Source organism: Streptomyces sp. NPDC033165, assembly GCF_055577965.1.
Map to the genome: position 1 here is coordinate 615,894 of NZ_JBVIPK010000003.1, position 15,810 is coordinate 631,703.

The window sequence follows — 15,810 nt, forward strand, 5'->3', positions numbered from 1 at the left end:
ACCCCCCCCCCCCCCCCCCCCCCCCCCCCCCACCCTCCTCTCACCCACAACACCCCCCCCCCCCCCCTCCCTCTCTCCCCCCTCTCCCCCCCCCCCCCCCCCCCCCCCCCCCCCCCCCCGCCCTTCGGGGAGCCCGTCGGCTCAGCCCTCGTCGCCCTCCTCGGACGCCTCGGCGAGCCGGTTCTCCAGCACCCGGCCCTCGCCCGGGGCAAGGCTGCCGAGAATCCGGTCCAGATCCTCCATCGAGGCGAACTCGACGACGATCTTGCCCTTCTTCTGGCCCAGATCGACCTTCACCCGGGTCTCGAAACGGTCGGACAGCCGGGTCGCCAGGTCGCTCAGCGCGGGGGACAGCCGCCCACCGGCCCGGGGGCCCTTGGGCTTCGGCGAGCTCGCGGGCCGCGAGCCCATGAGCGTCACGATCTCCTCGACCGCGCGCACCGAGAGACCCTCGGCGACGATGCGGTGCGCAAGGCGGTCCTGCTCCTCGGAGTCGTCCACGGACAGCAGTGCACGGGCATGGCCGGCCGAGAGGACACCTGCGGCGACCCGGCGCTGCACCGGCGGCGAGAGCCGCAGGAGCCGCAGCGTGTTGGAGACCTGGGGGCGGGACCTGCCGATCCGGTCTGCCAGCTGGTCATGCGTGCATTTGAAGTCCTTGAGCAGCTGGTCGTACGCGGCTGCTTCCTCCAGCGGGTTCAGCTGAGCCCGGTGAAGGTTCTCCAGCAGCGCGTCCAGCAGCAGCTTCTCGTCGTCCGTGGCACGGACGATGGTGGGAATCCGCTCCAGCCCCGCTTCGCGGCAGGCCCTCCACCGACGCTCACCCATGATGAGCTCGTAGCGGTCCGGGCCGACCTTGCGTACGACGACCGGCTGGAGCAGGCCGACCTCCTTCACGGAGGTGACCAGCTCGGCGAGCGCGTCCTCGTCGAAGACCTCACGGGGCTGGCGGGGGTTCGGCGTGATCGACCCGATCGGCAGCTCGGCGAAGTAGGCACCGGACGTCGACGCGTCCTGCTCTGAGTGGTCCTCGGGTGCGGAGGCGGGCTCCGGCACCACGGGGGCGGACGGCAGCGCGGTCACCTTTGCGGCGGCCACCCCACGCTCTGACGTCAGAATCGACCCGGCGCCGGACGACGGCGAGCCGCCGGGCGCCGACACCTGCTTCTCCTGGGGTGCGGCCGGGATCAGTGCACCGAGTCCACGCCCCAGCCCTCTACGACGCTCACTCACTGGATGCCCTCCGAAACGTTCTGCTGGCTGTTCTGACTGCCCGGATGGGCGTGCTGGGCCTCGTAGTGCACCCCGACGCCCCGCAGGGCGATCTCCCGGGCGGCTTCGAGGTAGGAGAGCGAGCCGCTGGACCCGGGGTCATAGGTCAGCACGGTCTGCCCGTAGCTCGGGGCCTCCGAGATGCGCACCGACCGCGGGATGCTCGTCCGCAGCACCTCCTTGCCGAAGTGGGTGCGAACCTCTTCGGCGACCTGCGAGGCGAGCCGTGTCCGGCCGTCGTACATCGTCAGCAGGATCGTCGAGACATGCAGCTCGGGGTTGAGATGCCCCCGCACCAGATCGACGTTCCGCAGGAGCTGCCCCAGGCCTTCCAGTGCGTAGTACTCGCACTGGATGGGGATCAGCACTTCGGCCCCGGCCACCAGCGCATTGACCGTCAGCAGGCCGAGCGAGGGCGGGCAGTCGATGAGGATGTAGTCCAGCGGCTGCTCGTAGGCCTGAATGGCCCGCTGAAGCCGACTCTCCCGTGCCACGAGCGACACCAGCTCGATCTCCGCACCGGCGAGATCGATGGTGGCGGGGGCACAGAAGAGGCCTTCGACGTCCGGAACGGGCTGGACCACCTCGGAGAGTGGGCGGCTGTCCACCAGAACGTCGTAGATCGAGGGGACATCGGCATGGTGGTCGATGCCCAGAGCCGTGGAGGCGTTGCCCTGCGGGTCGAGGTCGACCACCAGAACACGCGCACCGTGCAGGGCCAGGGAGGCAGCAAGGTTGACCGTCGTGGTCGTCTTGCCGACCCCGCCCTTCTGGTTGGCCACCACCATGACACGGGTGCGGTCAGGGCGGGGCAGCCCTTCGCCGGCGCGGCCGAGGGCCTCGACCGCCAGCTGAGCGGCACGGCCGATGGGTGTGTCGTCCATCGGCGGCGGTGTTTCACGTGAAACACCCTCCCCCGCGGACTCGGTTCGGGGACCGGGGACCGGGTCGGTCATCGGTCCCGCGATGTTGGCGTCGGACCGCAAGGATTCACTCTCCTCGACTTCAGGCTCGCAATGCACAGAGCCTGCCATGCTTTCGGGGTCGTGAACCAGCGAGGCCCGCTGTTCTGTGGACGAATCCGTGGGTGTGGACAACTTGGCCACTCGTCCGGGCTTGCGGTCGCGCGGTGTGGCAGCCGCACGACCGCGGTCGATGATTCCCTGGAGCAGAGAGCGACGTTTCACGTGAAACACGATGCCCCCGCCGGGCAACTACCTGGCTACGACACTCCGCACGGGGTACATATGGCTGCTATCCCGGCATAGCACTGCCAAACGGCACAAGAAGCGAAAAGATCCGCATACCGGCCGACCATGCGGAGACCATCGACCGGACAGTGACTCCCCCGGGACGTCCGTCAGCGGCGCCTGCGCGTACGTCCCGTCCTGGCCGCCTTGGCCCTCTTTGCGGCGAACCTCACACCACCCGGGCTCTCGCCCACCACCACACGGACCACCGTGGAGAGCGGATCGACCACGCCCTCACCGACCTGGAGCACCTCGGTCTCCACCACACCGAGCTTGCTCAGCGCGGCCCTGGCACCGCTGATCTCCTCCTCGGCCGTGTCGCCCTTGAGCGCGAGCATCTCACCGTACGGCTTCAGCAGAGGCACCCCCCAGCCCGCCAGCCGGTCCAGCGGTGCCACGGCGCGCGCGGTCACGACATGAACCGGCTGAAGCGTCCCGAGGACCTCCTCGGCCCGGCCGCGTACGACCGTGACATGGTCCAGGCCGAGCAGCTCGACGACCTCCTGGAGGAAGTTCGTCCGCCGGAGCAGAGGCTCCAGCAGGGTGATCTTGAGGTCGGGGCGCACCAGCGCCAGCGGGATACCGGGCAGGCCCGCACCCGAGCCCACATCGCAGACGGTGACGCCTTCCGGCACGACCTCGGAGAGCACCGCGCAGTTCAGCAGGTGGCGCTCCCACAGCCGCGGCACCTCGCGCGGGCCGATCAGGCCACGCTGGACTCCGGCGTCCGCGAGAAGCTCCGCGTACCGGACAGCCTCCGGGAAGAGCTCTCCGAATACCGCCTGCGCCTCTTCAGGTGCCTGGGGGAGCTCTGCTGCCTCCGTCACGGGGACCGTCCTTCCATACCGCACTAGCGCACTGTGGGTGGCTGACTATCAGGCTGACAAAGATCGGCCCCGCCTGCGAACAGACGGGGCCGACAGTACAAGGATCCGGTCAGGCCGGGAGAACGACGACGAAGCGCTGCGGCTCCTCGCCCTCCGACTCGCTCCGGAGACCGGCGGCGGCGATCGCGTCGTGCACGACCTTGCGCTCGAACGGGGTCATCGGGTCCAGCTTCACCGGCTTGCCCGAGTTCTTGACCTCGTCCGCGGCCTTGGCACCCAACTCGGCGAGGATCTCGCGCTTCTTCGCACGGAATCCGCCGATGTCCAGCATCAGACGGCTGCGGTCGCCGGTCTCCCGGTGAACGGCCAGTCGCGTCAGCTCCTGGAGCGCCTCAAGGACCTCCCCGTCCCGGCCCACGAGCTTCTGCAGGTCGCGTGCCGAGTCGCTGATGATCGACACCGCGGCCCGGTCCGCCTCGACGTCCATGTCGATGTCGCCGTCGAGGTCGGCGATGTCGAGCAGTCCTTCGAGGTAGTCGGCCGCGATCTCGCCCTCCTGCTCCAGGCGGGTCAGGGTGTCGCTGCCCTCAGCGGCGGCCGTGGAGGTGGTGCCTTCCGTCACGGATGGACTCCTTCTTACTTCTTGGACGGGTGCTTGGGCCGCTGCGGGCCCTTGCGCTGTCCGGACTTGGCTTGGCGTGAGGAGCCGGAGGCGGGCTTGCCCGGGGACTTCGGCTTGTCGTCCTGCGATGCGTCCTGCTTCTGGAGCGAGGTCTTGGAGCCTGCGGTCTCACGCTCGGTGTCCTTGGCTCCGCCCGCCATGGCGGCCGTCTGGCGCTTCGCCTTGGTCTGGCGCTTGGGCTGCTGACGCTTGTGCGCGGTGCCCTCGGCCTCGGCGGCGGCGGTGTCGCTCTTCAGCACGGTGCCGTCCTCCTGGGCCGCGAGACCCAGCTTGGCCAGACCGGTGATGAACTTGCGCTCGATGTCGTTGCGGTCGGGACCCTTGGCGACGATCGCCTTGACCATCTTGCGCCGGGTCCGTCCGCGTACCTGCCCGTGAGAGGTCACGCTCTTCAGCACCCGCTGGAGGTAGGCGTCCTGCGCCTTGCTGCCCGGAGTCGGGTTCTGGTTGATCACGTACATCTGCTGACCCATGGTCCAGACGTTGGTGGTCAGCCAGTAGACGAGGACACCGACAGGGAAGTTGATGCCCATCACGGCGAAGATGACCGGGAAGATGTACATCAGCATCTTCTGCTGCTGCATGTACGGGGTCTTCACCGTCAGGTCGACGTTCTTCGTCATCAGCTGGCGCTGGGTGAAGAACTGCGACGCCGACATCAGCACGATCATCAGCGCGGTGACGACGCGGACGTCCGTCAGGGAGGCGTTGAGCGAGGCGACCTTCTCGGCGCTGTCCGTGAACTTCGCGGCCAGCGGGGCGCCGAAGATGTGGGCCTGACGCGCGCTGTCGAGCAGGTCCTGGTTGATCGCGCCGATCTTCTTGCCCGAGGCGATGGACGACAGCACGTGGTACAGGGCGAAGAAGAACGGGGACTGCGCCAGGATGGGAAGGCACGAGGAGAGCGGGTTGGTGCCCGTCTCCTTGTACAGCTTCATCATCTCTTCGGACTGACGCTGCTTGTCGTTCTTGTAGCGCTCCTGGATCGCCTTCATCTTCGGCTGGAGCACCTGCATATTGCGGGTCGACTTGATCTGCTTCACGAAGAGCGGGATCAGGCAGATCCGGATCAGGACCACCAGGGACACGATCGACAGGCCCCAGGCCCACCCGGAGTCATCGCCGAACAGCGCTCCGTAAACCTTGTGGAACTGGACGATGATCCACGAGACGGGCGTGGTGATAAAGCTGAACAGACTGGCAATCGTGTCCACTAATCAGGCTCCTTGAGCATTGGGCGAGGTCTCTGCGGCCGGGCTCGGAGGTTCGGAGACCGACCCCCCGGACGGCACATCAGCGGCGGGCTCCCCGCCCTTGTCGCCGCGCAGGGCATTGCGCAGCAGCTCGTGCCACCGCGGACGCTTGCGTGGCGGGACATGATCCACACCGCCGGGCGACCACGGATTGCACCGCAGGATGCGCCAAGCGGTCAGCGCTGTTCCCTTGATGGCACCGTGCCTGTCGATCGACGTATATCCATAGTGGGAACACGACGGGTAATAGCGGCAGACAGGCCCGAGGAGTGGACTGATCGTCCACTGGTACAGCTTGATGAGAGCAAGCAGCGGGTACTTCATCGCGCGCCCCCTCCCAGCAGCCGCTGCAGCGCGGCATCCAGGTCTCGGGCCAGCTGTGCATGGTCGGCGTCGCCCGAACCGGGCAGCGCCCGTACGACAACAAGGCTACCGGGGGGCAGCTGCGCCAGCCGGTCGCGGACCAGGTGGCGAAGCTTCCGCTTCACCGCGGTGCGGACGACGGCTCCGCCCACGGCCTTGCTGACAACGAAACCCGCACGTGGTGGGGGAACAGTCTCCCCCGTCACGTGCGGGTCCGTTTCACCGCTGCGTAGATGGACGACGAGCAGCGGACGCCCGGCTCGACGTCCTCGTCGTACCGCGGTCGCGAAGTCCTCGCGCCGCCTCAGCCGATTCTCGGTAGGCAGCACGGCATGGACCTGTAAGCGATCAGGCGGACAGGCTGCTGCGGCCCTTGCCACGGCGGTTCGCGAGAATCGCGCGGCCGGCACGGGTACGCATGCGCAGACGGAAGCCGTGGGTCTTGGCGCGACGACGGTTGTTCGGCTGGAAGGTGCGCTTGCTCACTCGGGGGCTCCAGAAAAGATTCGTGTCTTGGCGGGACATCGCCTGGCTGTCACCGTGCGCCCACGAGGAACTCGCGTAAACGCCTTAGTGCACCGCTTCACAATCACAGATCGTGATCTTTGCCCATCGGAGGCAGGCGGCAGCAGCCATCGACAACTCGACCTGGTCACGGTACGCGCGGCTACGCCATCCGGTCAAACCGGCTCCGCGCGACCCCCCATTGTGCACAGCCTGTGGACAACAACTTGAACCGCGCGGGTCGGCCTGACTACCGTGGCTGAACTCCGGTTCTTTTCCTTCCCGACTGCCGGGCCTCACCCGACCCGACCCATCCCGTCCCGAGAACCACACATTCGTGGGACATGCGAGAGAGCGTGCCTTGTGGCTGACGTACCTGCCGATCTTGCCGCAGTGTGGCCGCGAGTGCTGGAACAACTCCTCGGGGAGGGCCAGCAGGGCATCGAGCCGAAGGACAAGCAGTGGATCGAGCGCTGCCAGCCGCTGGCACTCGTCGCCGACACCGCACTGCTGGCCGTCCCCAATGAATGGGGCAAGCACGTCCTGGAGGGCCGGCTCGCGCCGCTCCTCAGCGAGGCGCTGACCCGCGAGTGCGGCCGCCCCATCCGGATCGCGATCACCGTCGACGACTCCGCGGGTGACCCCCCCGCCCCGTCGGCGCCCCCGATGCACCAGTCGCACGCCCCTCACCAGGGCCAGCAGGGTCACCGCTACCCGGGCCAGCCGCGCGACGACTCCCAGCACAACGACGCGTACGACGGCGGATACGGCCACCGCCCTTCCGACGACGGCATGCCGACGGCCCGCCCGGCCTACCCCGACTACCAGCAGCAGCGCCCCGAGCCCGGCGCCTGGCCGCGCACCCAGGAGGACCTCTCCTGGCAGCAGCCGCGGCACGGCGGGTATCAGGACCGCGAGCAGCCCGCGGCCGAGTCCTACCGCGAAACCGATGCGTACCAGGAGAACGCGGGGTACCAGGAGAACCAGCCGTACCGCGAGAGCGAGCAGTACCGCGACCAGCCCGGCGAGCAGTGGCGCGAGCCCTACGGCACCGGGCGCCCCCAGCAGCCGCAGCACGACTACCGCTCACAGCCGCCCGAGCACCTGGGCTACGAGCAGCAGCGCCCCGACCGGCAGGACCAGCAGCAGCACCGCCAGGGCGGCCCGGGGCCCGGGCCCGGGCGGGCCGGTGGCTCGGTCCCCGGCCCGATGGGCGCGCAGCCGGCCCCCGCGCCGGGCCCCGGCGAGCCGCACGCCCGGCTGAACCCGAAGTACCTCTTCGACACCTTCGTCATCGGCGCGTCGAACCGGTTCGCGCACGCCGCGGCCGTCGCCGTCGCCGAGGCTCCCGCGAAGGCGTACAACCCCCTCTTCATCTACGGGGAGTCGGGGCTCGGCAAGACCCACCTGCTGCACGCCATCGGGCACTACGCGCGGAGCCTCTACCCGGGCACCCGGGTGCGGTACGTGAGCTCGGAGGAGTTCACCAACGAGTTCATCAACTCGATCCGCGACGGGAAGGGCGACACCTTCCGCAAGCGCTACCGCGACGTGGACATCCTGCTGGTCGACGACATCCAGTTCCTGGCGAGCAAGGAGTCGACGCAGGAGGAGTTCTTCCACACCTTCAATACGCTGCACAACGCGAACAAGCAGATCGTGCTCTCCTCCGACCGGCCGCCCAAGCAGCTGGTGACGTTGGAGGACCGGCTGCGCAACCGCTTCGAGTGGGGTCTGACCACCGACGTCCAGCCCCCCGAGCTGGAGACCCGGATCGCGATCCTCCGTAAGAAGGCGGTGCAGGAGCAGCTCAACGCCCCGCCGGAGGTCCTGGAGTTCATCGCCTCGCGGATCTCGCGGAACATCCGTGAGCTGGAGGGCGCCCTGATCCGGGTGACGGCCTTCGCCTCCCTCAACCGGCAGCCGGTGGACCTCGGGCTGACCGAGATCGTGCTCAAGGACCTGATCCCGGGCGGCGAGGAGTCGGCGCCGGAGATCACCGCACCGGCCATCATGGCGGCGACCGCGGACTACTTCGGCCTCACGGTCGACGACCTCTGCGGGTCCTCCCGCAGCCGGGTCCTGGTGACGGCACGCCAGATCGCCATGTACCTGTGCCGGGAGCTGACGGACCTCTCGCTGCCGAAGATCGGCGCGCAGTTCGGCGGCCGCGACCACACGACGGTGATGCACGCGGACCGGAAGATCCGGGCGCTGATGGCGGAGCGACGCTCCATCTACAACCAGGTCACCGAGCTCACCAACCGCATCAAGAACGGCTGACTCCAGCCTCTCAGGTCCCTCGCACAGGCCCCTGTCAAGTCCCTCACAGGGGCTTACGGCGCGCTCGAAGGGCGCCTCGCAACGACTCCCACGGTCCACGCGAGGCGCCCTTCGCCGTTCCCGGGAGTTCACGCAAGACCGGCTCTGTTCGAATCCGGGCTGCTCAGAGGCCCTTCTCCACAGATGTGCCAGGAATCTTCCGTCCACAGCCTGGGGACCAGGAAGTTGTCCATATTGCGTCCACAGGGTGCGCTGCCGATACTCCATCAGGCCAGGTCACATGGTTGGGGATTTGTGGCCAACCGTGATCCACAGCCTGTGGACAGAATCTTCGTCCACAGAGAGCCCTCAAGGTTGTCCACCGGCGGCCCACAGGATGGCTGCTGTTGTCCCCAGCTTCCGCCGGCTTCTCCACACCTCTGTCCACTGTTCGGCAACGCAACACCCGCTCTCACCTCACGGAGTGAAAGGCGTCACACCAAGGGGCTCGGTTGGGCTGTGGGGAACCTGGGTAAAGCTGGGGACAGGTCTGGGGAGAAGTGGCCCCCTCCTGTGCATCGGGTGTGCAGAACTTTCGCCCGTCCACAGAAAGCCCCGGTTGTCCACGGGTGCCACCCACAGGGCCGGTGGACAAAAAACCGTCGCTGACCTGCGCAAACGACGTTATCCACGGTATCCACAAGGCCTACTACTACTACCACCCAGAGTTAGCCAGGAATCCGCTTCGAAGTGGGGCCTGTGTACAACTCGACCGTCGACCGCCTCGAAGCTCTTGGCCCGACTTGACCCCGAGCAGCAACGAGTGTCGGTGCCGTACGTCAGACTGGACCCCGGAGCCTCCCCAGCCCTCGGCAGGGAGCTCCGGTCCAGACGACGAAGGCCAGCAGGGCGAGCGAGCAACAGCAGGAGGCGGTTCCGGTGAAGATCCGGGTGGAGCGCGATGTACTCGCGGAGGCGGTGGCCTGGGTGGCCCGCAGCCTCCCGGCCCGTCCGCCGGCGCCCGTTCTCGCGGGCCTTCTGCTGAAGGCCGAGGACGGATCCCTCTCCTTCTCCAGCTTCGACTACGAGGTCTCCGCCAAGGTCTCCGTGGACGCCGAGATCGACGAGGACGGCACGGTGCTCGTCTCCGGCCGACTGCTCGCCGACATCTGCCGCGCCCTGCCCAACCGCCCGGTGGAGATCTCCACCGACGGTGTGCGGGCCACGGTGGTCTGCGGCTCCTCGCGCTTCACCCTCCACACACTGCCTGTGGAGGAATACCCGGCGCTGCCGCAGATGCCGACCGCCACGGGCACGGTCCCCGGTGAGGTCTTCGCCTCGGCCGCCGCCCAGGTCGCCATCGCCGCGGGCCGCGACGACACGCTGCCGGTGCTGACCGGCGTGCGTATCGAGATCGAGGGCGACACCGTCACCCTCGCCTCCACCGACCGCTACCGCTTCGCGGTCCGTGAGTTCCTGTGGAAGCCGGAGAACCCGGACGCCTCGGCCGTGGCCCTGGTGCCCGCCAAGACGCTCCTGGACACCGCCAAGGCGCTCACCAGCGGTGACACGGTCACCCTGGCGCTCTCCGGCTCCGGTGCCGGCGAGGGCCTGATCGGCTTCGAGGGCGCGGGCCGCCGCACGACCACCCGGCTGCTTGAGGGCGACCTGCCGAAGTACCGCACGCTCTTCCCGACCGAGTTCAACTCGGTCGCGGTGATCGAGACGGCTCCCTTCGTCGAGGCCGTCAAGCGTGTGGCCCTGGTCGCCGAGCGGAACACTCCCGTACGGCTCAGCTTCGAGCAGGGCGTCCTGATCCTGGAGGCCGGTTCCAGCGACGACGCACAGGCTGTGGAGAGGGTCGACGCGGTGCTGGAGGGCGATGACATCTCGATCGCCTTCAACCCGACGTTCCTGCTGGACGGTCTGAGCGCGATCGACTCGCCGGTCGCCCAGCTCTCGTTCACCACGTCCACCAAGCCCGCCCTGCTGAGCGGCCGCCCGGCGGTCGACGCCGAGGCGGACGACGCGTACAAGTACCTGATCATGCCGGTGCGCCTCTCCGGCTGACGCCTCCACGGCGGTTTCGGTGGGCCCGTTCGGCGCGGAGCGGGCCCACCGTGCTGTCCCCGGCCGGGCGTAGGCTCGGTCCTGGGCGGAGAACGCCCGACGCTATCGCCACGACGCTTAAGGAATCTCTGATGGAGCTCGGTCTCGTCGGCCTCGGCAAGATGGGCGGCAACATGCGCGAGCGCATCCGCCGCGCAGGCCACACCGTCATCGGTTACGACCGCAACCCGGATGTCGCCGATGTCCACAGTCTCGAAGAGCTTGTGGGCAAGCTGAAGGGCCCGCGGGTCGTGTGGGTGATGGTTCCGGCCGGTGCCGCGACCCAGTCCACGATCGACGAGCTGGCCGAGCTGCTCTCGCCCGGCGACGTCGTCGTCGACGGCGGGAACTCGCGCTGGACCGACGACGAGAAGCACGCGGTCGAGCTGGGCATCAAGGGCATCGGCTTCGTCGACTGCGGTGTCTCCGGCGGCGTCTGGGGCCTGGAGAACGGCTACGCGCTGATGTACGGCGGCGACGCCGAGAACGTCGCGAAGGTCCAGCCGATCTTCGACGCGCTCAAGCCCGAGGGGGACTTCGGCTCGGTCCACGCGGGCAAGGTCGGTGCGGGCCACTTCGCGAAGATGGTCCACAACGGCATCGAGTACGCCATGATGCAGGCCTACGCCGAGGGCTGGGAGCTGCTGGAGAAGGTCGACTCCGTCACCGATGTGCGCGAGGTCTTCCGGTCCTGGCAGGAGGGCACGGTCATCCGTTCCTGGCTGCTCGACCTCGCGGTCAACGCGCTCGACGACGACGAGCACCTGGACAAGCTCCGGGGCTTCGCCGCCGACTCGGGAGAGGGACGCTGGACGGTGGAGGCCGCGATCGACAACGCGGTGCCGCTGCCCGCGATCACGGCCTCGCTGTTCGCGCGGTTCGCCTCGCGCCAGGACGACTCGCCGCAGATGAAGATGATCGCCGCGCTGCGCAACCAGTTCGGCGGCCACGCGGTCGAGTCCAAGCCCGAGAACTGATCGGAACGCCGGCCGCGCGCCGGCGTCGCACCACTGGGAAGCACGTCGGGAGAGGTCGGCCACCATGCACGTCACGCACCTCTCGCTGGCCGACTTCCGCTCGTACGCCCGGGTCGAGGTCCCTCTCGACCCGGGCGTCACCGCGTTCGTGGGCGCCAACGGGCAGGGCAAGACGAATCTCGTCGAGGCCGTCGGCTATCTGGCGACCCTCGGCAGCCACCGGGTCTCCTCGGACGCGCCGCTGGTGCGCATGGGCGCCGAGCGGGCTGTGATCCGGGCGGCGGTGACCCAGGGCGAGCGCTCGCAGCTGATCGAGCTGGAGCTGAACCCGGGGCGCGCCAACCGGGCCCGCATCAACAGGTCCTCGCAGGTCAGACCGCGTGACGTGCTGGGGATCGTCCGTACGGTGCTGTTCGCGCCGGAGGATCTGGCCCTGGTCAAGGGCGACCCCGGGGAGCGGCGGCGGTTCCTGGACGAGCTGATCACCGCGCGCTCGCCCCGGATGGCCGGGGTCCGCTCCGACTACGAGCGGGTCCTCAAGCAGCGCAACACGCTGCTGAAGTCCGCCGCGATGGCCCGTCGGCACGGCGGCCGGTCCATGGACCTGTCGACGCTCGACGTCTGGGACCAGCACCTGGGCCGGGTCGGCGCCGAGCTGCTGGCGCAGCGTCTGGACCTGATCGCCACGCTCCAGCCCCTGGCCGACAAGGCCTACGGGGACGTCGCGCCGGGCGGTGGCCCCGTAGCGCTGGAGTACCGCAGTTCGGTGGGCGAGGACGTCGGGCCCGAGCGCGGCCGCGATGAGCTGTACGAGCAGCTGATCGCCGCGCTCGCCGGGGTGCGGAAGCAGGAGATCGAGCGCGGGGTGACGCTGGTCGGCCCGCACCGCGACGACCTGGTGCTCGGCCTGCGCTCCATGCCCGCGAAGGGCTATGCGAGCCATGGTGAGTCCTGGAGCTACGCGCTGGCGCTGCGCCTTGCCTCGTACGAGCTGCTGCGCGCCGAGGGCAATGAGCCGGTGCTGGTGCTGGACGACGTGTTCGCCGAGCTGGACGCCCGCCGCCGGGAGCGGCTGGCGGAGCTGGTGGCTCCGGGTGAGCAGGTGCTGGTGACGGCTGCGGTGGCCGAGGATGTGCCGGGTGTGCTGGCCGGGGCGCGGTACGCGGTGTCCGCGGGTGAGGTGGAGCGGGTATGACGGGTCCTCGAAGCGGGGCGGAGCCCTCGGGCCCCGGCGGCGACCGGGCCCGTACGGACGGGGCCGCCGCAGGTGCGTCCCCGGACGCGGCGGCCTCCGGGGGGCCGAAGCCGCCCGAGGTGGCCGGGGTCGATCTGGCCCGGGTCGCGTTGCGCGCGGCGAAGGAGCAGGCGAAGGCGCGGGGTGCGGCGGCGCAGCAGAAGAAGCAGGCCCGGCGGGGCGGCGGGCTGCGGTCGGGGGCCCGGTCGGACGGGCGGGATCCGCAGCCGCTGGGGTCCGCGATCAACCGCCTGATCACCGAGCGGGGCTGGGAGACGCCCGCGGCGGTGGGCGGGGTGATGGGGCGGTGGCCGCAGATCGTCGGTGACGATCTGGCGAAGCACTGCGTTCCGCTGCGGTACGACGAGGCGCCGGAGGCCCGGGTGCTGACCGTGAGCTGTGACTCGACGGCGTGGGCGACGCAGTTGCGGCTGCTGGCTCCGCAGCTGGTGGCGCGGCTGAACGCGGATCTGGGGCAGGGCACCGTACGGATGATCAAGGTGGTCGGGCCCGGGGGGCCGGAGCGCCGGTTCGGGCCGCTGCGGGCGCCCGGCAGCAAGGGGCCCGGCGATACCTACGGGTGATCCGGTCCCCGTGCTCCGGGTTAGGTCATCGCTTGGCGGCCCGGCAACCCTGAGCTGCACTTTTGGCGTAAAATTGTCGTGTACCGGGCGAGCTGGGGGTCGAGAGAGCCATGGTTCGTACGGGGGGAAACCGGACAGGGCTGCATGAGCGTCCCTCACCGTAGTGAGAGGTTGACAGGCCGAAGCGCTCAACGCCCGTCAGAGCCTCTTGGAGCCCCTTCCCGGATATGGGGAGTCGTCAGCCGCTCATTCAGGGCGGCACATGCGGACTCAGGTACCGGCAAACCCCCATTCATGTCAGCGCTACCGGTAGACTGGTGGGTAATCCCGCGCTGAGGCGGGAGTCGTCGATACAAGCCGAACGACGCAGCCGCTCCCGCCTGTCCGGAGAACGGCCTGTGCTGTGCCAGAAAGGGCGCTTCGTGGCCGATTCCGGCAACCCCAACGAGAACATTCCGTCGACAGCCGGTGAGTCGGGCGAGGCAACTGCCGTCGCGTACGACGCCAGCGCGATCACCGTGCTGGAAGGGCTGGACGCGGTCCGCAAGCGACCTGGCATGTACATCGGCTCGACCGGTGAGCGCGGCCTGCACCACCTCGTGCAGGAGGTCGTCGACAACTCGGTCGACGAGGCGATGGCGGGCCACGCGGACACCATCGACGTCACGATCCTCCCCGACGGCGGGGTGCGCGTGATCGACAACGGCCGCGGTATCCCGGTCGACATCGTGCCGTCCGAAGGGAAGCCGGCCGTCGAGGTCGTGCTGACCGTGCTGCACGCGGGCGGCAAGTTCGGCGGCGGCGGCTACGCCGTCTCCGGCGGTCTGCACGGCGTCGGCGTCTCCGTCGTCAACGCCCTGTCCACCCGGGTCTCCGTCGAGGTCAAGCGTGACGGCTACCGCTGGACGCAGGACTACAAGCTCGGCGTTCCGACCGCCCCGCTGGCCAAACACGAGGCCACCGACGAGTCCGGTACGACGGTCACCTTCTGGGCCGACGGGGACATCTTCGAGACCACCGAGTACAGCTTCGAGACCCTCTCGCGCCGCTTCCAGGAGATGGCGTTCCTCAACAAGGGCCTCACCCTCAAGCTGACCGACGAGCGGGAGTCGGCGAAGGCGACGGCGGGCGCGGACAGCGCGGAGGCCGTCGAGGTTCCCGAGGAGGAGACGACCCGTTCGGTCACGTACCACTACGAGAACGGCATCGTCGACTTCGTCAAGTACCTCAACTCCCGCAAGGGCGACGTCATTCACCAGTCGGTGATCGACATCGAGGCCGAGGACAAGGACCGTCTCCTCTCGGCCGAGATCGCCATGCAGTGGAACACGCAGTACACCGAGGGGGTCTACTCCTTCGCCAACGCGATCCACACGCATGAGGGCGGTACGCACGAGGAGGGCTTCCGTGCGGCGCTGACCTCCCTGGTCAACCGGTACGCGCGCGAGAAGAAGCTGTTGCGCGAGAAGGACGACAACCTCACCGGCGAGGACGTGCGCGAGGGTCTCACCGCGATCATCTCGGTGAAGCTGGGCGAGCCGCAGTTCGAGGGCCAGACGAAGACCAAGCTGGGCAACACGGAGGCCAAGACCTTCGTGCAGAAGGTCGTCCACGAGCAGCTGACGGACTGGTTCGACCGGAACCCGAACGAGGCCGCCGACATCATCCGCAAGGGCATCGCCGCCTCGACCGCCCGGGTGGCGGCCCGCAAGGCCCGCGACCTGACGCGGCGCAAGGGGCTCCTGGAGAGCGCCTCGCTGCCCGGCAAGCTGAGCGACTGCCAGTCGAACGACCCCACCAAGTGCGAGATCTTCATCGTCGAGGGTGACTCTGCCGGCGGTTCGGCGAAGTCCGGCCGCAACCCGATGTACCAGGCGATCCTGCCCATCCGAGGCAAGATCCTGAACGTCGAGAAGGCGCGGATCGACAAGATCCTCCAGAACACCGAGGTCCAGGCGCTGATCTCGGCGTTCGGCACCGGGGTCCACGAGGACTTCGACATCGAGAAGCTCCGCTATCACAAGATCATTCTGATGGCGGACGCCGACGTCGACGGCCAGCACATCAACACCCTGCTGCTGACCTTCCTGTTCCGCTTCATGCGGCCGTTGGTGGAGGCGGGGCACGTCTACCTCTCGCGTCCGCCGCTCTACAAGATCAAGTGGGGCCGGGACGACTTCGAGTACGCGTACTCGGACCGTGAGCGCGACGCCCTGGTCGAGCTCGGCAAGCAGAACGGCAAGCGGATCAAGGAAGACTCGATCCAGCGCTTCAAGGGCCTCGGCGAGATGAACGCCGAAGAGCTGCGCGTCACGACCATGGACGTCGACCACCGGGTCCTCGGCCAGGTCACGCTGGACGACGCGGCGCAGGCCGACGACCTGTTCTCGGTGCTCATGGGTGAGGACGTCGAGGCGCGGCGCTCGTTCATCCAGCGCAATGCCAAGGACGTCCGCTTCCTCGACATCTGAGTCGGCCGTACCAGCGACGCCG

Annotated in this window: 14 protein-coding genes; 6 read left to right on the plus strand and 8 right to left on the minus strand. The window is 68.7% G+C overall.

The features are described from left to right. Positions 1-141 precede the first annotated feature (141 nt). From ACZ5WC_RS10665 to rpmH, 8 genes are all read right to left on the minus strand, one after another. Positions 142-1,233, minus strand: coding sequence for a ParB/RepB/Spo0J family partition protein (locus ACZ5WC_RS10665; protein WP_468540433.1), 1,092 nt, complete (start codon positions 1,231-1,233; stop codon positions 142-144). Continuing rightward, positions 1,230-2,306, minus strand: a complete 1,077-nt coding sequence (locus tag ACZ5WC_RS10670; RefSeq protein WP_096630052.1) for a ParA family protein — start codon at positions 2,304-2,306, stop codon at positions 1,230-1,232. The genes ACZ5WC_RS10665 and ACZ5WC_RS10670 overlap by 4 nt, the downstream gene beginning before the upstream one ends. A gap of 326 nt (positions 2,307-2,632) precedes the next feature. Further along, positions 2,633-3,349, minus strand: a complete 717-nt coding sequence (gene rsmG, locus ACZ5WC_RS10675) for a 16S rRNA (guanine(527)-N(7))-methyltransferase RsmG (RefSeq protein ID WP_468540434.1) — start codon at positions 3,347-3,349, stop codon at positions 2,633-2,635. A gap of 109 nt (positions 3,350-3,458) precedes the next feature. Next, a complete protein-coding gene (locus tag ACZ5WC_RS10680) occupies positions 3,459-3,971 on the minus strand; it encodes a Jag family protein (protein WP_096630055.1) in 513 nt (170 codons plus the stop codon). Between the two features lie 14 nt (positions 3,972-3,985). After that, entirely contained in the window at positions 3,986-5,245 is a 1,260-nt protein-coding gene (yidC, locus tag ACZ5WC_RS10685; protein WP_468540435.1) for a membrane protein insertase YidC, read from the minus strand. 3 nt (positions 5,246-5,248) lie between these two features. Then, positions 5,249-5,608, minus strand: a complete 360-nt coding sequence (gene yidD / locus ACZ5WC_RS10690) for a membrane protein insertion efficiency factor YidD (protein ID WP_096630058.1) — start codon at positions 5,606-5,608, stop codon at positions 5,249-5,251. Then, positions 5,605-5,976, minus strand: a complete 372-nt coding sequence (rnpA, locus tag ACZ5WC_RS10695; RefSeq protein WP_096630060.1) for a ribonuclease P protein component — start codon at positions 5,974-5,976, stop codon at positions 5,605-5,607. Before rnpA ends, yidD begins: the two co-directional genes overlap by 4 nt. 19 nt (positions 5,977-5,995) lie before the next feature. Beyond that, on the minus strand, positions 5,996-6,133 hold the full coding sequence (gene rpmH, locus ACZ5WC_RS10700; protein WP_003967884.1) for a 50S ribosomal protein L34: 138 nt from the start codon (positions 6,131-6,133) through the stop codon (positions 5,996-5,998). Positions 6,134-6,514: 381 nt separating this feature from the next. Here rpmH and dnaA point away from each other — a divergent pair, with 381 nt between their 5' ends. The 6 genes from dnaA to gyrB all read left to right on the plus strand — a co-directional run bounded on the left by dnaA (position 6,515) and on the right by gyrB (position 15,788). Next, entirely contained in the window at positions 6,515-8,434 is a 1,920-nt protein-coding gene (gene dnaA, locus ACZ5WC_RS10705) for a chromosomal replication initiator protein DnaA (RefSeq protein ID WP_468540436.1), read from the plus strand. Between the two features lie 918 nt (positions 8,435-9,352). Continuing rightward, positions 9,353-10,483, plus strand: coding sequence for a DNA polymerase III subunit beta (dnaN, locus tag ACZ5WC_RS10710; protein WP_468540437.1), 1,131 nt, complete (start codon positions 9,353-9,355; stop codon positions 10,481-10,483). 131 nt (positions 10,484-10,614) lie between these two features. After that, positions 10,615-11,499 (plus strand): phosphogluconate dehydrogenase (NAD(+)-dependent, decarboxylating), encoded by an 885-nt coding sequence (gene gnd, locus ACZ5WC_RS10715; protein ID WP_468540438.1) that lies wholly within the window; start codon positions 10,615-10,617, stop codon positions 11,497-11,499. 64 nt (positions 11,500-11,563) lie between these two features. Continuing rightward, entirely contained in the window at positions 11,564-12,694 is a 1,131-nt protein-coding gene (gene recF / locus ACZ5WC_RS10720; protein WP_311120494.1) for a DNA replication/repair protein RecF, read from the plus strand. Positions 12,695-12,813: 119 nt separating this feature from the next. Continuing rightward, positions 12,814-13,317, plus strand: a complete 504-nt coding sequence (locus ACZ5WC_RS10725) for a DciA family protein (RefSeq protein WP_096630104.1) — start codon at positions 12,814-12,816, stop codon at positions 13,315-13,317. Between the two features lie 398 nt (positions 13,318-13,715). Next, complete coding sequence (gyrB, locus tag ACZ5WC_RS10730; protein ID WP_468540439.1) at positions 13,716-15,788, plus strand: DNA topoisomerase (ATP-hydrolyzing) subunit B; 2,073 nt, start codon at positions 13,716-13,718, stop codon at positions 15,786-15,788. Positions 15,789-15,810: the final 22 nt, after the last annotated feature.